Below are 15,943 nucleotides of genomic sequence, written 5' to 3'. Positions count from 1 at the left end.
CTGCCCAAAATCAAGGCAGAAGTTAAAAACTCAAGGTGATACTTCAGAGAGATGCCAACCAAATGAAGAAGCCGTTGAATGTTTTCACTCAACGGCTTCTTTCCACTTTGCGTTTTAGTTGGATTTGGCGTCCGGGTGCAGCGCCGTTCCCAGAATATGATCCGAGCGGTGAATCACATGATGCGCCTGACCGACGATCAGCGGATCAGGTTCGCCGACGACCGAGGCGTCCTTGTCCGGATAATCCAGCGTCGACAGGAAATGGCGCATGCAGTTCAGGCGCGCGCGTTTCTTGTCGTTAGATTTGACGACGGTCCATGGCGCGTCAGCGGTGTCGGTGTAGAAGAACATCGCCTCTTTCGCCTCGGTATAATCGTCCCACTTGTCCAGGCTCGCTTTGTCGATGGGCGACAGCTTCCACTGTTTCAACGGATCGGTTTCACGGCTCTTGAAGCGGCGCTGTTGCTCTTCCTGCGTGACCGAGAACCAGTATTTGTAGAGATTGATGCCCGAGCGCACCAGCATCCGTTCCAAATCCGGGGTTTGACGCATGAATTCCAGATACTCGTTGGGATCGCAAAAGCCCATCACCCGCTCAACGCCCGCACGGTTGTACCAGGAGCGGTCGTAGAACACCATTTCGCCAACGGTGGGCAACTCCTGAATGTAGCGCTGGTAGTACCACTGGCCTTTCTCCTCCCACGTCGGCTTGTTCAGCGCGACGACACGCGCCTGACGCGGGTTGAGGTGTTCCATGAAGCGCTTGATCGTACCGCCCTTACCCGCAGCGTCGCGACCCTCGAACAACAGCACGAAACGCTGACCCGTATCCTGAGCCCAATGCTGAACCTTCAGCAACTCGGCCTGCAACTTGGCCTTCTGCGCCTCGTAATCCTTGCGCGCCATCTTGCGACCATAAGGGTACTTCCCGCTTTCGAACGCGTGCCGAATTTTCTCGGCGCTGGGTACGGCCGGTTCGGGTGCAGGTGTGGGCACTACCTTGATGTTAACGGCTTCGGGTTTCTTCTGGGCGGTCGTTTCCATTCAGCTGTCCTCTTGTTGTTCTTGTCTTGAGAACGAGCTAGCAGAAAGCGCAAGATCCTGCGTTGATTGGGATCAAATTGGAGCGAATTTCGACGAAAAAACCGGGGTTTCCGAGATGACCAGACTAGCGGTGTCCCCAATCATCGGGATTGTCCGAGTTGCTAGGCGACAGCCCCAGAACGTCCCCCTTTGTCGAACAGCCAAGCCCCAAGACCGTCCGGTTGGCATAGTTGAAATAGGCGCAGACCTGATTGATCTCGAGGATTTCTCCGTCGTCCCACCCAGCGTCGCGCAGGGCTGTGACATCCGCCTCGACCATGTCGCCAGGTGCTTCGGTCAACTTGCGCGCATAGTGCATCGCTGCGATCTGCGCCTCGTTCAAAGGCGCGGCCTTTGGATCGCCCACCTCAATCGCCGCGCGGATCGCATCCCCCCTTGGCGGATCGGTCAGTAGCCGTTGCAGACCGTTGAAGTGATGCTCGACGCAATAGGAACAGGTGTTCAACGCGCTAACCCAAACGCCAAGCGTCTCCAGAAACCATTTGGGGATCGTGTTGGCCGAATGGTGCAGCACATTCTTGTACAGCGTCATGTGGCCTTCCATCGAATGCGGACGCAAGGAATGCGCCATCATGATGTTGTCCACGTTATTGTCGGGCCCAGTTACCCGATCATACAACTTTTTTAGCTTACCGGTCGCTTCCTGAAATGGCACGGTCTTGATCCAGCTCATTGAAACGAGGCCCCTTTTTCCTTGAACATTTTAGGTCACACACAGCTTGGCTACATTTGAGGCGAACAATCAATCGGAATTGAAAACAGATGCCAAAAGGATTGAACTCCGTCCAGATTTCTCACCTTAAACGCGATTCATTTCCAGAGGCCACTGTGCGTATTCTCATTTTTGCTTTTCTTCTATCCTCCGCCGCTACTGCCTTTGCCGTCCTTTCTCTGATTTCTACCGATTGGCTTTTGCTAGCTGCCCCTTGCGCCATAGCCAGTGCGCTTTTGATCCTGCCACGATGGCTCAAACGCAAGCCTCGCAGCTGGGCTGTTGTTGATGGATCGAATGTCATGCATTGGAAGGATGGCGAGCCTCGCATAGAAACGGTGCGAGAAGTAGTCGAGAAACTGACCGGCGCCGGTCTAACGCCCCGCGTAGTCTTCGACGTTAACGTGGGCTACAAGATCAAGGGCCGCTACTTGCACCACAACGCCCTTGCCGATCTTCTAAACCTGCCCGAGGATCGCGTCATGGTGGCCCCCAGCGGTACGCCCGCCGACCCCCTGGTGCTGCAAGTTGCTAAAGATTATGGGGCAATCGTCGTATCAAACGACCGCTTCCGCGACTGGGCCGAGGAGTTTGGCGCGGTTTTGCAACCGGAATACTCCGTGCGTGGCGGATACAGGGATGGGACGCTTTGGCTGTCTTTGTAGGATGTCAATCGCCGGCATTTAGGCAATCCATCCACAATACCTCGGGTCCCTCTTCCCCCGTCCCACATCACCTGCCATAATGGGGGAAACTCAAAAACAAGAGCAGCACCGATGCCCGACGATCTGTTGACGCCCAGCGCGACCGCCACTTATGACGCCTCCTCGATCGAGGTGCTTGAAGGGCTGGAGCCGGTTCGAAAACGCCCCGGTATGTATATCGGCGGCACCGATGAGCGCGCATTGCACCACATGGTCGCTGAGATTCTCGACAACTCCATGGACGAGGCGGTCGCTGGTCACGCCAACCGGATCGAGGTCGAACTGCATTCCGATTACGCCCTGACCGTACGCGACAACGGGCGCGGTATTCCTATCGACCCGCACCCCAAATTCCCCGACAAATCCGCGCTTGAGGTCATCCTATGTACCCTGCACGCGGGCGGCAAATTCTCGGGCAAGGCGTACCAGACCTCGGGCGGTCTGCACGGCGTGGGGGCGTCGGTTGTGAACGCGCTGTCGGATTCGATGGTCGTGCAGGTCGCACGAGACAAAACGCTGTTCGAGCAGCGATTCTCGCGCGGAATTCCTCTGGGTCCAGTCGAAAAAGTCGGCGCGGCGCCGAACCGGCGCGGTACGACCGTAACCTTCCACGCGGATGCCGAGATCTTTGGTCACCATAAGTTCAAACCGGCGCGGCTGTTCAAATCCATCCGCTCCAAGGCCTACCTGTTCTCGGGCGTCGAAATCCGCTGGAAATCTGCCATCGATGATGGTGAGACCCCGACCGAGGCCACGTTCCACTTCCCCGGCGGCCTCTCGGATTACCTTAAAGAAACGATGAACGGCTCCTCCACCTATGCCGAACAGCCCTTCGCGGGCACCGTGGACTTCAACGAGAAATTCGGAGCGCCGGGCAAGGTCGAATGGGCGATCAACTGGACGCCCTCGCGCGACGGGTTCATCCAGTCCTACTGTAACACCGTTCCCACGCCCGAAGGCGGCACTCATGTGGCCGGATTCTGGGCCGCGGTTCTTAAGGGTATCAAGGCCTATGGGGAACTGATCAACAACAAGAAAGCCGGTCAGATCACCCGCGATGACCTGATCACGGGCGGCTGCGCGCTAGTGTCGTGCTTCATCAGCGAGCCCGAGTTTGTCGGCCAGACCAAAGATCGTCTGGCTACAGTCGAGGCACAGCGGCTGGTCGAAAACTCCGTCCGCGACCATTTCGACAACTGGCTGGCGGCTGACACGAAATCCGCCGGCGCGATCCTGGATTTCCTCATCCTGAGGGCTGAGGAACGTCTGCGCCGACGGGCCGAGAAGGAAACACAACGCAAATCCGCCACTAAGAAACTTCGTCTCCCCGGCAAGCTGGTGGATTGCTCTAGTTCAACACGCGACGGCACCGAGTTATTCATCGTCGAGGGCGACTCGGCGGGCGGTTCTGCCAAAATGGGTCGCGATCGCAAGACACAGGCCCTTTTGCCCCTGCGCGGCAAAATCCTGAATGTGCTGGGCGCGGCCAGTTCGAAACTGGGCACCAATGCCGAGATCAACGACCTGACCCAAGCTCTGGGTGTGGGCCTTGGCACCAAGTTCAACGTCGATGACCTGCGCTATGACAAGATCATCATCATGACCGACGCTGATGTGGACGGGGCGCATATCGCCTCACTGCTGATGACGTTTTTCTTCACCCAAATGCGGCCAATGATCGACGCGGGCCACCTCTACCTCGCCTGCCCGCCTCTCTATCGCCTGACCCAAGGCGCGAAACGCGTTTATTGCCTAGACGAAGCCGAGCGGGATGAGTGGCTTGAGAAAGGTCTGGGCGGCAAAGGCAAAATCGACGTCTCGCGCTTCAAGGGTCTGGGTGAAATGGACGCCAAGGACCTGAAAGAGACTACGATGGACCCGGCCTCCCGCAAACTGATCCGCGTCACTATCGACGAGGACGAACCCGGCGAGACCGGCGATCTGGTCGAGCGGCTGATGGGCAAGAAACCCGAACTGCGGTTCCAATACATTCAGGAAAACGCGCGGTTTGTGGAGGAGCTGGATGTTTGAGCACCAAATACCTTAAACGTATGCATCACCGTTTCAGAAATTTAGTCCAATCGGCAGAAGTTGTGCGTAAATCATCATGATCTTTCAAATTGGTTTCAACAAATGCGCAACAACCGCCCTTTTTTGGCTTTTTGTTAACTCCGGTCATGCCGCCCTGCATAGTAGCGGCAGAAGGTCTCGCAAGGCAGGGCACCAGGTTGTTTCGAGACAACACCCACAGATACAGATTCATCACAACATATGTTCAGGCCTTCCTCCGGTTGCAGGCTTGGAAGACTTCAATGCCTTTTTTGACATGGAGTATGATCGCCCACAGTCAGAGATCAAGATCGAGAACTTCAAGTTCTTTGATCGTTTTGCCCTAGCTTACCCAGACGCAAAATTTATTTTAAACACAAGAGACAAGCAAAGCTGGCTGCGCAGCCGCTCGCGGCACAACGATGGGCTATATTTAGCTCGTTCCATGAAACGTTGGGGGCTAAGTAAAGAGGCAACGTTGGAAAGATGGGCGGGCGAATTTGAACGCCACAACGACAGTGTTAGAAACTTCTTTCAGAAAGAGCATGACCGATTGATCATCTTCGATATCGACGAGTCTTCGATCGAAAGTGTAGTTGATTTTGCAGCGCCCCACTTCAAATTGCTCCCTCAGCATTGGGGTATGTCCCGCAAAACAGACATGGTTATCGCAAAAAAGCGCGCGCGCTAGGGCAAGTGTTGCGCAGGCTCAATAACAAAACCAGCGACAAGCCCCCCTTGCCTAACTCTTTGATCCCGTTCACAGTTACCCTCAACCCGTCATCCAAGAACGGAATTTGAGGTTCTCGAGCGTCTAAGACCCAATTTGACCACGAACAAAGTTTCGAACAGGAGGACGATATGAAGACATTCACCCTCGGGCTGGCCCTGACGATGGTGGCCTCACACGCCTCGGCGCAGCAAATGCTCAGCACAGCATCGCCCATACCAGAAGGGGCCGAGAGCCGGTTCTGCTACTATGAAGGCATGGCCTATTCCGAGGACGCTTTCGTTTTGATGGTCGGAGATAACACCGTCACCGATACCGTCCGAACCGTGCAAGAACGCCTGTTGCGTTGCCATCGGGACAGTGACGGCACTCTGAAGTGGAAACCTCAGAGCACCTTCTCCACCAACAACTGAGGGCTCTACCGCCCTACCCCACCTTTTGGTCCAGCCATTCCACGATCTGCGCGGCTGGTCCCTCCCACCCTGGCTCCATGAACAGGAAATGTGCGTGGTTTTCGGCGGGCATGAAAGTCGCGCGGTCTCCGTAGAGGCCCGCCAAGGCGCGGCAGGTTTTGGGGTTCACGGCTCGGTCCTCGGTACCGGAGACGATCAGCACGGGGCAGTCGACCTTATCGATGTTCACTTTCATCGCGTGATAGTCGTCGAACATCCAGAAGAACATCTCGAACATCACGCGCCCGCTTTCCGGGCCGAGCCGATCGAAGACCGCGTGTTGTTGCGCCTCGGGCAGCTTATTCAGCGCGAACGGGGCCATGAGATCGAAATCGACCCGCATCGGCTGCTTCCAGAAGGCCCCACCCTCCATCAACGCACGTGGAACGGCGCGTTCGTCGTCGGTCTCGGGCAGAGTGCCCCAGGCCGCGTTAGGGTTAATCAGAACAATGGCGCTGGCCAGGCCGCGCGCGGCGACCTGTTGCGCCACGACACCGGCAATGGCGTGGCCCAACAGCACGGGTTTGCTGTCGAGCCCTTCAACCAACGCCGCGATATCATCCGCATAGTCCATGACGCTTGTGTCGGTCAGGCCCGGGTCCGGCTCGGCCTTGGGGTCGGCGTCGTGATACCGCAGCGCCGGGGTGTGGACTGTCCAACCTCGGTCACGGAAGAAACCGGCGTAACTCTCCATACACCAAGGACCGGCAAATGCGCCGTGGATCAGGACAATATGCTTCGTCATCAAAACCTCCCACCTATTTCCGCCCAGTATGATCATCCTGAAAGACGAAACAACTGCGCGTGATCGCTGTTGCGTGAGGGGGCGGACCACTTAAACTTGTCTCATGACTTTTGTGACCGAAAACCAATTGCCTCTGCTGATCCTGTTCTTCCTGATCGGATCGGTCGGAACGGGCTTTCTGTTTCGCAAACCGGCTGGGCACAGGGCGTGGAAGCTGGCCGATCTGGTTTGGGTCGTCCTCGGCGGGATCGGTGCGCTGGTGGCCGTTCTGGCTGGGCTTTATACTTCCGACAGCTCGCGACTGGATCGGCAGATTGATGTGGCATACGCGGCGTCCTCGGCGTTTGACCGCGATGCCGCGCGGTTCCGATTGCGGTTTTGCGACCCGGCCTATGACCCCGACACTGGTGTCTTGTGCGAAAAGGTCGAGTTTCTTTCGGCCTCAACCGCCAGCAATACCGACCTGCCCTTATTCATCGCCGTAACGAATGAGGTCGCCCCCCTGCAGGGTTTGCACTTCCTGTTCGGACGACAAGACAAGGACGAGATGGAGGAGATGGCCGCCAAGGCCAACGCCTTCGATATTGAACAGTTTCTGGTCTTCACCTCGCTGGATGACGAAACCCAGACCGCCATCGACAATATGCGCCGCAAGGTCCCCGCAATTGCCGGAGATTATCTGATCCTCGCCCAAAGCTACGATGAGCTGATCGATCAGGTCAGCAAGCTGAAAGATGAATGGGAGTATCTGCAGGCCAACGCCCACATTCTTGTTCTACAGATCGTGGCGCTGTGCCTCGTCAGCTTTGCCGCTCCCTTCCGATTGGGGAAATCCATTGTCGAGCTGCGGACAACGTTGCATCCTGACGCGCCGCAGGAGGTGGCCGAAACAGCGCCTGACAGCCCAAGAAAACCGCAGACAGACAGCTAGTTCGGGCGTTGCAAGGCGCCGAAACCCACTGGTCTTGACCGCAAAACTCCCTATATCTCGAGGCCGAGGCAGATGATAAGGACCACGCCATGGCAACCCGTCGCATACTGCGCCTGACCGGCTCGGATACTGAGAGCTTTTTGCAGGGCCTGATCACCAATGACATCAGCGGGCTGGATGCAGGGCTGGTCTATTCCGCCCTATTGACGCCGCAGGGCAAATATCTGGCCGATTTCTTCCTAAAACGCGACGGCGACGCCGTGTTGCTGGACGTGGCTGAGTCGTTGGCGGATGGCCTGATCAAACGGTTGAGCATGTACAAGCTGCGGGCGGACGTGGCGATCGAGGTCTCGGACCTGAATCTGCATCGCGGAACGGGGCCTACGCCAGAAGGCGCATTACCTGACCCGCGTCATCCTGACTTGGGCTGGCGAGACTATGTCGCGTCAACCGAAAGCGATGATGGTACCGATTGGGACGCAATCCGCGTGCTCCATTGCATCCCTGAAACCGGAATCGAATTGCACCCGGACAGCTATATCCTCGAATCCCGGTTCGAACCGCTGCGAGGCGTCGACTTCAAAAAGGGCTGCTATGTTGGTCAGGAAGTGACCGCGCGCATGAAACACAAGACTGAGCTGCGCAAAGGACTGTGTCGCGTCGCCATCGACGGGGCAGCCCCTGTAGGCAGCGCAATTGAGGCCAACGGCAAGCCGGTGGGCACCCTGTTTACGCAATCGGGCGGCCACGCCATCGCCTATCTGCGCTTTGATAGGGCAACCGGTGACATGCAGGCCGACGCGGCTACGGTCCGTCTGATCGACTGATACTTGTTGCCCAATCGGCACGTGGCCAAAGCGGTCTGGGCGCTGACCCTTTGAACCCCGGTCCCTGCCCTGCCACAGTGCGGCTATTCGAATGAACCGGATACCCGCATGCTCAGACTTTATTCCGCAATCTGGCGCGCAAGCGCCGGGCGTCAGATCCTACTGATCCTACTCTCGGTGGCCGTGGCCGCTCTGGCCGCTGTTCCACTGGAGTTTCAACGCGCAATCGTCAACCATCTGACCTCGCTCGATGTTGGGGCGGAACGCCTGGTCTATCTGGGGCTTGGCATGATGGGGGTGATCTTGCTGAGCCTCGCGTTGAAGTGGGTTCTGGGCTACCGCGCGGGTACTTTGGGCGAGGACATGATCCGCCTGATCCGCCAACGCCTGCTTTGGCGGTCCTCAGATATCAACGAAACCGGCGAGAGCGTGCGCAAGGGCACCATGACCACGGCAATCTCGGCCGAGGCGGAGGAGCTGGGCAAATTCGCAGGCGGCGCATTCTCGGACCCGGTGGTCCAGATCGGCACGTTGATCAGTGTCATCGGCTATATCTCATCCACGCAGCCGGGGCTGGGCCTGATCGCCTTTTCGATGATCGTGCCGCAGATCATCATCGTTCTGGTCTCGCAGCGCAAAGTGAATGTGTTCGTGGCCGAGCGTGTCCGCATCCTGCGCAGTGCGACAGATCAGCTTACGACCGAGGATCTCGACGCGGTCGAGCAGGATATCAATGCCCTGTTCGACGACATCTATGAAACCCGCAAACGAATGTTTCTGTGGAAGCTTTCAGCCAAGTTCCTGCTGAGCGTGATCAACGGCGCGGGAACGGTCGGCATATTGATGCTGGGCGGCTGGCTGGTGCTGCAGGGCAAAACCGATGTGGGAACCGTTGTGGCCGCCACCAGTGGCCTCGGCCGCATTCAGGGGCCGACGGCCTTCCTGATCGCCTTCTACCGGCAAGTCAGCGCCAACCGGATCAAATATGAGCTGATGCTGGAACTGTTCGGCCCTGACCCGACACGCTATCGCCACCGTTCGTAAAAAGACCGCGCAGCGGCAGGCTAGCGCGGTCTTTTGCGAGTAAATAAGGGCGGCGATCAAGCGCGCTCAGAATATTCCATGGTTTCGGTGTTCACCACGATCATCTCGTCCTGACCGATGAACGGAGGCACCATGACCTTCACGCCATTGTCAAGAACCGCCGGTTTGAACGAGTTCGCAGCGGTCTGACCTTTGACCACCGGCTCGGTCTCAACGATCTGGCAGGTGACCTTTTGGGGCAGCGTGGCGTTCAAAGCCTCAGATTCGTAGAACTCGACCACGATGGTCATGCCGTCCTGCAGAAACGGGCGACGCTCGCCCAGCAGGTCGGCAGGCAATTCGATCTGCTCATAGGTCTCGGCATCCATGAACACCAGCATGCCGTCGGATTCGTACAGGAACTGCTGATCCTTCTGCTCCAGCCGCACACGCTCGACCTTGTCCGCCGACCGGAACCGCTCGTTCAATTTAGACCCGTTGCGCAAGTTGCGCAGTTCGACCTGTGCAAAAGCACCGCCTTTACCGGGTTTTACGTGATCCACTTTAACAGCCGCCCACAGCCCGTCATTATGCTCAAGCACGTTGCCGGGGCGAATTTCGTTCCCATTGATCTTGGGCATTACATTAATCCTTCACAAACGGTTGATGCGTCAGTTGTCGTCCCTATATCTGGCAGGACCATCCCTGACAAGACAACGACACCTAGTGCTGCACATGCAGCAAGCCATGCAAATGACGCAACGCAACTATGCATTTTAGCTGTATCCGAATCGGAGCTAATAGGTCATAAGGACCGTCACGCCGAAAATGCAAGAGCAAGAACAACAAGGAAGACGAGATGAGAGATTTCGTTGACGGCACTGCCTTTAACAATGAGCAAGGCAATCGTGCGCGTAAACTTTTCGCGGCTGTTGTGCTGGCCGCACTGGACGATGCCATCGCCGATGACAAGAAATACGGCAATGGCCCCGAACAAATCGCCCGCTGGGCCCGCTCGCGCGATGGTCGCGAGGTGCTGTCCTGCGCGGGTATCGACCCGAACGAGCGGGTTGTCAGCGGATTGATGGACTTCGTTGGCCGCGGTGTACGGACGTCCGTCGCCCTGTCGCGCGAAGAAAGCGAGCGTCGCAACGCCGCCCAACAAGCCGAAGCCGCCTGATCCAAGGCGATTTCACTACGAAAAAGCGCGCCTCCAGACTTTGGGGCGCGTTTTTCTTTGGCTCTGTCTAGAAAAACAGAAGCCACTGCCGCGCGACCCAGATCTCGGCCGCCAGCAGCAGCGTAAAGAAGAGCTTTGCGGACAGCGACAGCCCCCTGCTCCAAAGCACGACATAAGAGCCGACGCATAGCGCGATTGACGCCGGCATAACCCAAATCGAGTGATGCGACGTGTCCCAATAGCTGACCGGACTGTGAAAGACCCAATCGCTCAGTGGCCAGAAGTGAGGGCGCCCGTCCCCCGCATGAAGCCCGAAATCCATCATTATATGCAATAGCCCTGCCGATGCCGCGACCGTTAGGATTCGCCACCCCCGCCAAAGCCCCAGGGCCAGTGCCAGCCCCCACAGGATGAACGAGTTATCGATGGCGAAAACCGTCTGCCATTGCGGTGAAAAATACAGTTCGTCGAACACCACATGTGGCGGGATGTTGAGAATATGCAAAGACACCCCCGCCATCAGGTACAGCGACAGGTCAGGCAACAGCGACCCCAGCACAGCCGCCCAAAGGATGCGCCCGCGTGCAGGCCGCGCAAAGGCGGCTGCGCCGATCAAAAGATGCGCAGGCGTGTTCATCTGGGGCTTTCCCTTTGGCGTCAAATCAGGTCATTTGCCCCCAACATATAGGAGACGCCAATGGTTCGCGCCATCATGATTCAAGGCACCGGCAGCAATGTCGGCAAATCGGTTCTGGTTGCCGGGCTGGCGCGAGCGTTCACGCGGCGCGGCCTGAAGGTCGCTCCGTTCAAACCGCAGAACATGTCGAACAACGCGGCTGTGACAGAAAACAGAGGCGAGATCGGACGCGCCCAGGCCTTGCAGGCGCGCGCGGCCAAACGCCCGACGCATACGGATATGAACCCGATCCTGCTGAAACCAGAAACGGATACTGGCGCGCAGATCATCGTGCAGGGGCAGCGCGCCGGAACAATGAAGGCGGGCGACTATCGCAAGGACAAATCCAAACTGCTGGGGGCCGCGCTGGAAAGCTTTGACCGGCTTTGTGGCGACGCTGATCTGGTCCTGATCGAGGGCGCGGGCAGCCCGGCTGAGACCAACCTGCGCAAAGGTGACATCGCCAATATGGGTTTCGCCTGCGCCGCCGGAGTTCCCGTGGTGCTGGTGGGCGATATCCATCGGGGCGGCGTTATTGCGCAAATCGTGGGCACTCAGGCCGTGCTGGGTGAGGGCGATCTGGCGATGATCCGTGGCTTTGCCATCAACCGCTTCAAAGGCGATGTATCTCTGTTTGATGAAGGGCGAGATGATATCGCCGCGCGGACCGGCTGGCCGTGCCTGGGTGTTGTGCCCTGGTTCCACGACGCTTGGAAACTACCCGCCGAAGATATGATGGACATCCGCTCTCATACCGGTGGGGCCTGCAAGGTTGTGGTGCCTCAACTGGAGCGCATGGCCAATTTCGACGATCTGGACCCTCTGTCGGCTGAGCCCGGCGTCAGTGTCGAGATCATTCCCGCAGGCCGCCCCCTGCCCGGTGATGCCGATCTGGTGCTGTTGCCCGGCAGCAAATCGACCATCGGTGATCTGACCTATTTCCGGAAGCAGGGCTGGGATATCGACCTCCACGCACATGTGCGCCGTGGTGGTCACGTTTTGGGTCTGTGTGGCGGATATCAGATGCTGGGGAAAACGATCTCAGACCCCGAAGGCGTGGATGGCCGCCCTGGCACGGTTGAGGGCCTCGGGCTGTTGGACGTTCATACGGTCATGTCGGGCAAGAAACACGTGACTCTGACCGAGGCTTGCGCCCTGCCCAATCGCGAACCTGTCAGCGGGTACGAGATTCACATGGGCCGGACCGAAGGACCCGATTGCGCCCGCGCCTGGCTTGAAGTGCAAGGACGCCCTGAAGGTGCCGCCAGTGCCAATGGGCGCATTCTGGGCAGCTATCTGCACGGGATTTTCTCATCCGATGCCTTCCGCGCGCAATACCTATCGCGTTTGGGTGTCACCTCCGAGAACGCCTATGAAGACGGTTTAGAAAAGGCGCTGGATGATCTGGCAGACCATCTTGAACAGCATATGGATCTGGATCTGCTGCTGGAGCTTGCTCAGACGCCGCAAAGAGCCTGAGCGACTATTCCAGCTCTTTGGCGGTCAGCGCGCGGTGGATCTCACGCCGAACCATCTTGCGGACATTGCGGGTGATGCGTTCCCCCAATGCACCCTGAAGTTCGGACCGGACAACCTCGGCGATCATCTCACGCAAGGCCTCCTCCTCGGACGCAGACAACCCGATCTCGTCCTCGATCGCTTTCTCAATCGCGTCGTCTTCAACTGGGTCTGCTTTAGGAGTATCCCCGTGCCGAACGAATGTCGCCGGTTCTTCTGTCGCGGCATCCGCCTCGCCTGAGGGCGCATCCACATCCTCGGCGTCCTCTTCTTCAAAGGTGGGCGCAGGTATCCAGTGAAGCGCCTTCGAGGGCGTGCCGGAATACGCGTCGTCGCTGTCTCCGTCCGGCTCCCATTGGTCCTCGGTTCGCGCGATGGCGGCCTCAAGGGCTTCAATCTTGGCACTCAGGCTGCCAGATAGGTTTTCCGACGTGGTCTCGTCGCCGACCTCCTCAGCACCATCGTGATTGGCTGCTTCGCCCGGCTGAACAATATCACAAGCCCGCAGGAGCATCGGCTTTGCCGAATCCTCGGGACTGTATTTGGGATCTAGTTTCAGGGGGTCGGATTTTGGCGCGTCACCAACGCGCAGCGCGTCCGTCAAGACCAATCGGCCCGGTTTGCGTGGAGCGGTCGCAGTATCGGCATCCGACACTTTGCGACCGTCTTCGCTCACCAGTCGTTTTACCGACGACAGTACATCCTCGATACCTGAGGTCATGACGCTATCCGACATTGTTCTCTACCGCTCTATTCTTGAAACCAAGTGTAGCCAAACACGTCGGGTGTCACAACCAGTAGTATAGATCAGTCCCGCCGCAACGCTTTGAGAACGCGATCCAGATCCTTGCTTTGCTTGCTGACCTGCGCCGGAGCCTTTTTGACCAGATTGTAGTATAGCGTGGGGTCATAGATCTGCACCGCAAGCCCCAGACGTTCAGCCGTCAGAAGACCTTGCGCCTGCAACAGCTGGTATGCGGCCAAGGACCGTTCGGTGCGCGAGGCGACCTCGGCCAATTGCGCGTCCAGAAGATCCTGCTGAGCGGTCAGCACGTCCAGCGTGGTTCGCGCGCCCAGCGTTGCTTCTTCGCGAATCCCGTCGAACGCCACTTGCGAGGCCCGGACCCGCTCGGTCGAGGCCGTCAGGCTGGCCGTTGCCGTTTGGAACCGGACAAAGGCGTCTGTCACGCCCTGAGTGATGTTCTTCTGCACGTTCAGCAGATTGGCCCGCGAAGAATCCCGGGTTGCCATAGCGCGACGTACGTTGGCCGCAAGACGACCGCCTGCATAGATCGGCTGGTTGAAGTTCAGCGAAACCGTGGCGTCGTTGATGTAGTCATCATTGTCATATCGCTGCGTCACACCCGCATCCGCGTTCAGGCTGACATTTGGCCCAAGGTTGGCGCGTTGCTGCTGGACGATCAAATCCAGCGCCCGCACCTGGTGCTGAGCCGATAGAATCGCCGGGTGATTGCGCTGCGCGAGGCTGATTGCCTCGGATTGCGAGCGTGGGAGATTCGGAAGCCCCGGCTGCCCAGCCGTACGCCCCGGCAACTTGCCGACCGCATTAACATACTCGGCCTGAGCAGTGCTGAGATCCCCTCTGGCATCCGCAAGATCCGCGCGCGAACTGGCCAGCTGCGCCTCAGAAAGGGCCACGTCGGTACGCGTGACTTCACCCACTTCGAAGCGGTCGTTCGAGGCCCGAAGTTCCTCGCTCGACAGATCGACGTTGTTTTGCCGAATCTGAACCGTTTCCTCTTGCAGCAGGACGCTCAGATACGCGGTTGCGGCCCGGAAAAGAACTTGCTGTTCGATATCAATCAGCGACTGGCGCGTCGACAGAACCGTTTCCTGTGCGGACTGCTTGCCCAGCACCGACGCCCCGCCATCATACAACAGCTGGCTGAGCGTCAAGCCCGAGAAGAATCGCGACGGGTCGGTGCTTGTTCTGACGGAGTCAGTTCTTGTTCTCGTGTAATCCTGGCTGACCTGAACCGTCCAGTTGATGATCGGGCGCAGCGCGGAAAGCGCAATTGCCACGTCTTCATCCGCGGCCCGCAACAGGGCTCGGTTCTGTTCCAGCAGACCGCTGGTGTTATACGCTCCGATGAACGCATCTGTCAGATTGTCAGCCCAGACGGCCCTTCCGGGAACAGTACTCAGGGCAATGGCCGCAGTCACTGCAAGCGCTTTGACCAGCTTTCCCGCTGTCTTTCCACGCATACCAAATCCTCTCAAATCGAAATTACGCTGCCTCTCCGGCAGTTTGCGTCTTTATGTTCAACTAATCAAGGTGGTGGAAACAACAGTCAGCGGACTATAGCGAAAATGCACACTCTTGGGAAAAACCGTCCAAAACCAGCGCACTGGCGTTGAAGGCATCCCGCCAACTGACCACACCACCGGCCTTGCGACCGATGCGAACCGTACCCAGTTGCCCATCCACAAACAGACAGGCGATCCGGCCCTGATCCTTCAATTGGTCCAACACCGCGTCGGGCACATGTTCGACACCACCTTGTATCATAATCACGTCATAAGGGCCATGCTCGGCCGCGCCCTCTTCCAGAGGTCCGACATGAATGACGGCATTGTCGACGTTTTCTTCGGTCAGCACGCTTTGCGCCTCAGAGGCAAGATGTTCGTCAGATTCGACACCAACCACCAACTGTGCCATCCGCGCGGCGACTGCGGTTGAATAACCATAGGCCGGTGCGATATCGAGAACCATTTCGTCATTCGAGATATTCAGCGCATCCAACATCTTAGCCAGAGTGCGCGGCTCAAGAATACAGCGGTTGTTACCCAAATCTATCAGCTCTTCGACATAGGCCGCTTCGCGCTGCGCCGTTGGCACAAAGCTTTCACGCGGAACGGACAGCATCGCGTCGATGATTGGAAACTTGGTCACATCCGAGGGTCTTACCTGCGTATCAACCATGGTGCGGCGCCGGGCTGCGAAATCTGACATCTGATCTCTCTTTTCAATCCCTTGGGTAATTGGCTTGTGCCATACTCGACCTGACTCGACAACGGCCCAGATGCCGCAAGCCTGGTTCACGATCCGTTTAGACTGGCCGCCCACAAATATTGATTTGCGGCCCAAAATCGACGGCAATCCTCTGGACGCCCCCGATGAAAGCTGCTAAAAGGCCCACCACACCACGGCAAGTATTTGATTTTGCTTGAAAAGGCGAGTTGGCGGAGTGGTGACGCAGCGGATTGCAAATCCGTGTACACCGGTTCGATTCCGGTACTCGCCTCCACATCCCACTCCTCTAAATATAGT

At 57.8% G+C, this 15,943-nt stretch carries 17 protein-coding genes and 1 tRNA gene; 10 read left to right on the top strand and 8 right to left on the bottom strand.

The window, feature by feature from the left end; all coding sequences use genetic code 11:
• Positions 1 to 114 precede the first annotated feature (114 nt).
• The gene (ppk2, locus tag ACR0C3_RS16240) at positions 115 to 1,044 is read right to left on the bottom strand and encodes a polyphosphate kinase 2 (protein WP_170639497.1); all 930 of its coding nucleotides are present in this window, start codon (positions 1,042 to 1,044) and stop codon (positions 115 to 117) included.
• A gap of 124 nt (positions 1,045 to 1,168) precedes the next feature.
• Positions 1,169 to 1,777, bottom strand: coding sequence for a carboxymuconolactone decarboxylase family protein (locus ACR0C3_RS16235; protein WP_475215200.1), 609 nt, complete (start codon positions 1,775 to 1,777; stop codon positions 1,169 to 1,171).
• An 89-nt stretch (positions 1,778 to 1,866) separates the two neighbouring features.
• Between ACR0C3_RS16235 and ACR0C3_RS16230 the strand changes: the two genes are divergently transcribed.
• The 4 genes from ACR0C3_RS16230 (at position 1,867) to ACR0C3_RS16215 (ending at position 5,712) form a co-directional block, all read left to right on the top strand.
• Positions 1,867 to 2,481 carry an NYN domain-containing protein gene (locus ACR0C3_RS16230; protein ID WP_480759454.1) on the top strand — a complete coding sequence of 205 codons (615 nt, stop codon included), beginning with the start codon at positions 1,867 to 1,869 and terminating at the stop codon, positions 2,479 to 2,481.
• Between the two features lie 111 nt (positions 2,482 to 2,592).
• Positions 2,593 to 4,551: a DNA topoisomerase IV subunit B gene (parE, locus tag ACR0C3_RS16225; protein WP_480759453.1), complete on the top strand. Its 1,959-nt coding sequence runs from the start codon at positions 2,593 to 2,595 to the stop codon at positions 4,549 to 4,551.
• A gap of 76 nt (positions 4,552 to 4,627) precedes the next feature.
• Entirely contained in the window at positions 4,628 to 5,260 is a 633-nt protein-coding gene (locus tag ACR0C3_RS16220; protein WP_480759452.1) for a sulfotransferase, read from the top strand.
• A gap of 170 nt (positions 5,261 to 5,430) precedes the next feature.
• A complete protein-coding gene (locus tag ACR0C3_RS16215; RefSeq protein ID WP_170721650.1) occupies positions 5,431 to 5,712 on the top strand; it encodes a DUF1496 domain-containing protein in 282 nt (93 codons plus the stop codon).
• A 13-nt stretch (positions 5,713 to 5,725) separates the two neighbouring features.
• On the opposite strand, the gene ACR0C3_RS16210 is transcribed toward ACR0C3_RS16215, so the two are convergent.
• The gene (locus tag ACR0C3_RS16210; protein WP_480759451.1) at positions 5,726 to 6,496 is read right to left on the bottom strand and encodes an alpha/beta hydrolase; all 771 of its coding nucleotides are present in this window, start codon (positions 6,494 to 6,496) and stop codon (positions 5,726 to 5,728) included.
• A 103-nt stretch (positions 6,497 to 6,599) separates the two neighbouring features.
• On the opposite strand from ACR0C3_RS16210, the gene ACR0C3_RS16205 reads away from it, so the two are divergent.
• The 3 genes from ACR0C3_RS16205 to ACR0C3_RS16195 all read left to right on the top strand — a co-directional run bounded on the left by ACR0C3_RS16205 (position 6,600) and on the right by ACR0C3_RS16195 (position 9,298).
• On the top strand, positions 6,600 to 7,427 hold the full coding sequence (locus ACR0C3_RS16205; RefSeq protein ID WP_480759449.1) for a hypothetical protein: 828 nt from the start codon (positions 6,600 to 6,602) through the stop codon (positions 7,425 to 7,427).
• Between the two features lie 89 nt (positions 7,428 to 7,516).
• Positions 7,517 to 8,254, top strand: a complete 738-nt coding sequence (gene ygfZ / locus ACR0C3_RS16200) for a CAF17-like 4Fe-4S cluster assembly/insertion protein YgfZ (protein ID WP_480759448.1) — start codon at positions 7,517 to 7,519, stop codon at positions 8,252 to 8,254.
• Between the two features lie 108 nt (positions 8,255 to 8,362).
• A complete protein-coding gene (locus tag ACR0C3_RS16195) occupies positions 8,363 to 9,298 on the top strand; it encodes an ABC transporter transmembrane domain-containing protein (RefSeq protein ID WP_480759446.1) in 936 nt (311 codons plus the stop codon).
• Positions 9,299 to 9,354: 56 nt separating this feature from the next.
• Here the strand turns inward: ACR0C3_RS16195 and efp are convergent, their stop codons facing one another.
• Positions 9,355 to 9,918: an elongation factor P gene (efp, locus tag ACR0C3_RS16190; RefSeq protein ID WP_170459112.1), complete on the bottom strand. Its 564-nt coding sequence runs from the start codon at positions 9,916 to 9,918 to the stop codon at positions 9,355 to 9,357.
• Between the two features lie 218 nt (positions 9,919 to 10,136).
• Between efp and ACR0C3_RS16185 the strand changes: the two genes are divergently transcribed.
• Positions 10,137 to 10,457, top strand: coding sequence for a DUF6280 family protein (locus ACR0C3_RS16185; RefSeq protein ID WP_108785849.1), 321 nt, complete (start codon positions 10,137 to 10,139; stop codon positions 10,455 to 10,457).
• A 67-nt stretch (positions 10,458 to 10,524) separates the two neighbouring features.
• Here ACR0C3_RS16185 and ACR0C3_RS16180 read toward each other — a convergent pair whose 3' ends face one another.
• Positions 10,525 to 11,094 (bottom strand): cobalamin biosynthesis protein CobQ, encoded by a 570-nt coding sequence (locus ACR0C3_RS16180; protein WP_480759444.1) that lies wholly within the window; start codon positions 11,092 to 11,094, stop codon positions 10,525 to 10,527.
• Between the two features lie 60 nt (positions 11,095 to 11,154).
• On the opposite strand from ACR0C3_RS16180, the gene ACR0C3_RS16175 reads away from it, so the two are divergent.
• Positions 11,155 to 12,612, top strand: a complete 1,458-nt coding sequence (locus ACR0C3_RS16175; protein ID WP_480759443.1) for a cobyric acid synthase — start codon at positions 11,155 to 11,157, stop codon at positions 12,610 to 12,612.
• Between the two features lie 4 nt (positions 12,613 to 12,616).
• Here the strand turns inward: ACR0C3_RS16175 and ACR0C3_RS16170 are convergent, their stop codons facing one another.
• From ACR0C3_RS16170 to ACR0C3_RS16160, 3 genes are all read right to left on the bottom strand, one after another.
• On the bottom strand, positions 12,617 to 13,387 hold the full coding sequence (locus ACR0C3_RS16170) for a hypothetical protein (protein WP_480759442.1): 771 nt from the start codon (positions 13,385 to 13,387) through the stop codon (positions 12,617 to 12,619).
• Positions 13,388 to 13,458: 71 nt separating this feature from the next.
• A complete protein-coding gene (locus tag ACR0C3_RS16165; protein ID WP_170465821.1) occupies positions 13,459 to 14,877 on the bottom strand; it encodes a TolC family outer membrane protein in 1,419 nt (472 codons plus the stop codon).
• Positions 14,878 to 14,971: 94 nt separating this feature from the next.
• Complete coding sequence (locus ACR0C3_RS16160; protein WP_480759440.1) at positions 14,972 to 15,625, bottom strand: protein-L-isoaspartate O-methyltransferase family protein; 654 nt, start codon at positions 15,623 to 15,625, stop codon at positions 14,972 to 14,974.
• 221 nt (positions 15,626 to 15,846) lie between these two features.
• Between ACR0C3_RS16160 and ACR0C3_RS16155 the strand changes: the two genes are divergently transcribed.
• Positions 15,847 to 15,920, top strand: a tRNA-Cys gene (locus ACR0C3_RS16155).
• Positions 15,921 to 15,943: the final 23 nt, after the last annotated feature.

This window comes from Ruegeria sp. CK3 (assembly GCF_056536565.1).
Note: the sequence above shows the minus strand (reverse complement) of the source record. Positions and strands in the feature narration are given on the sequence as shown.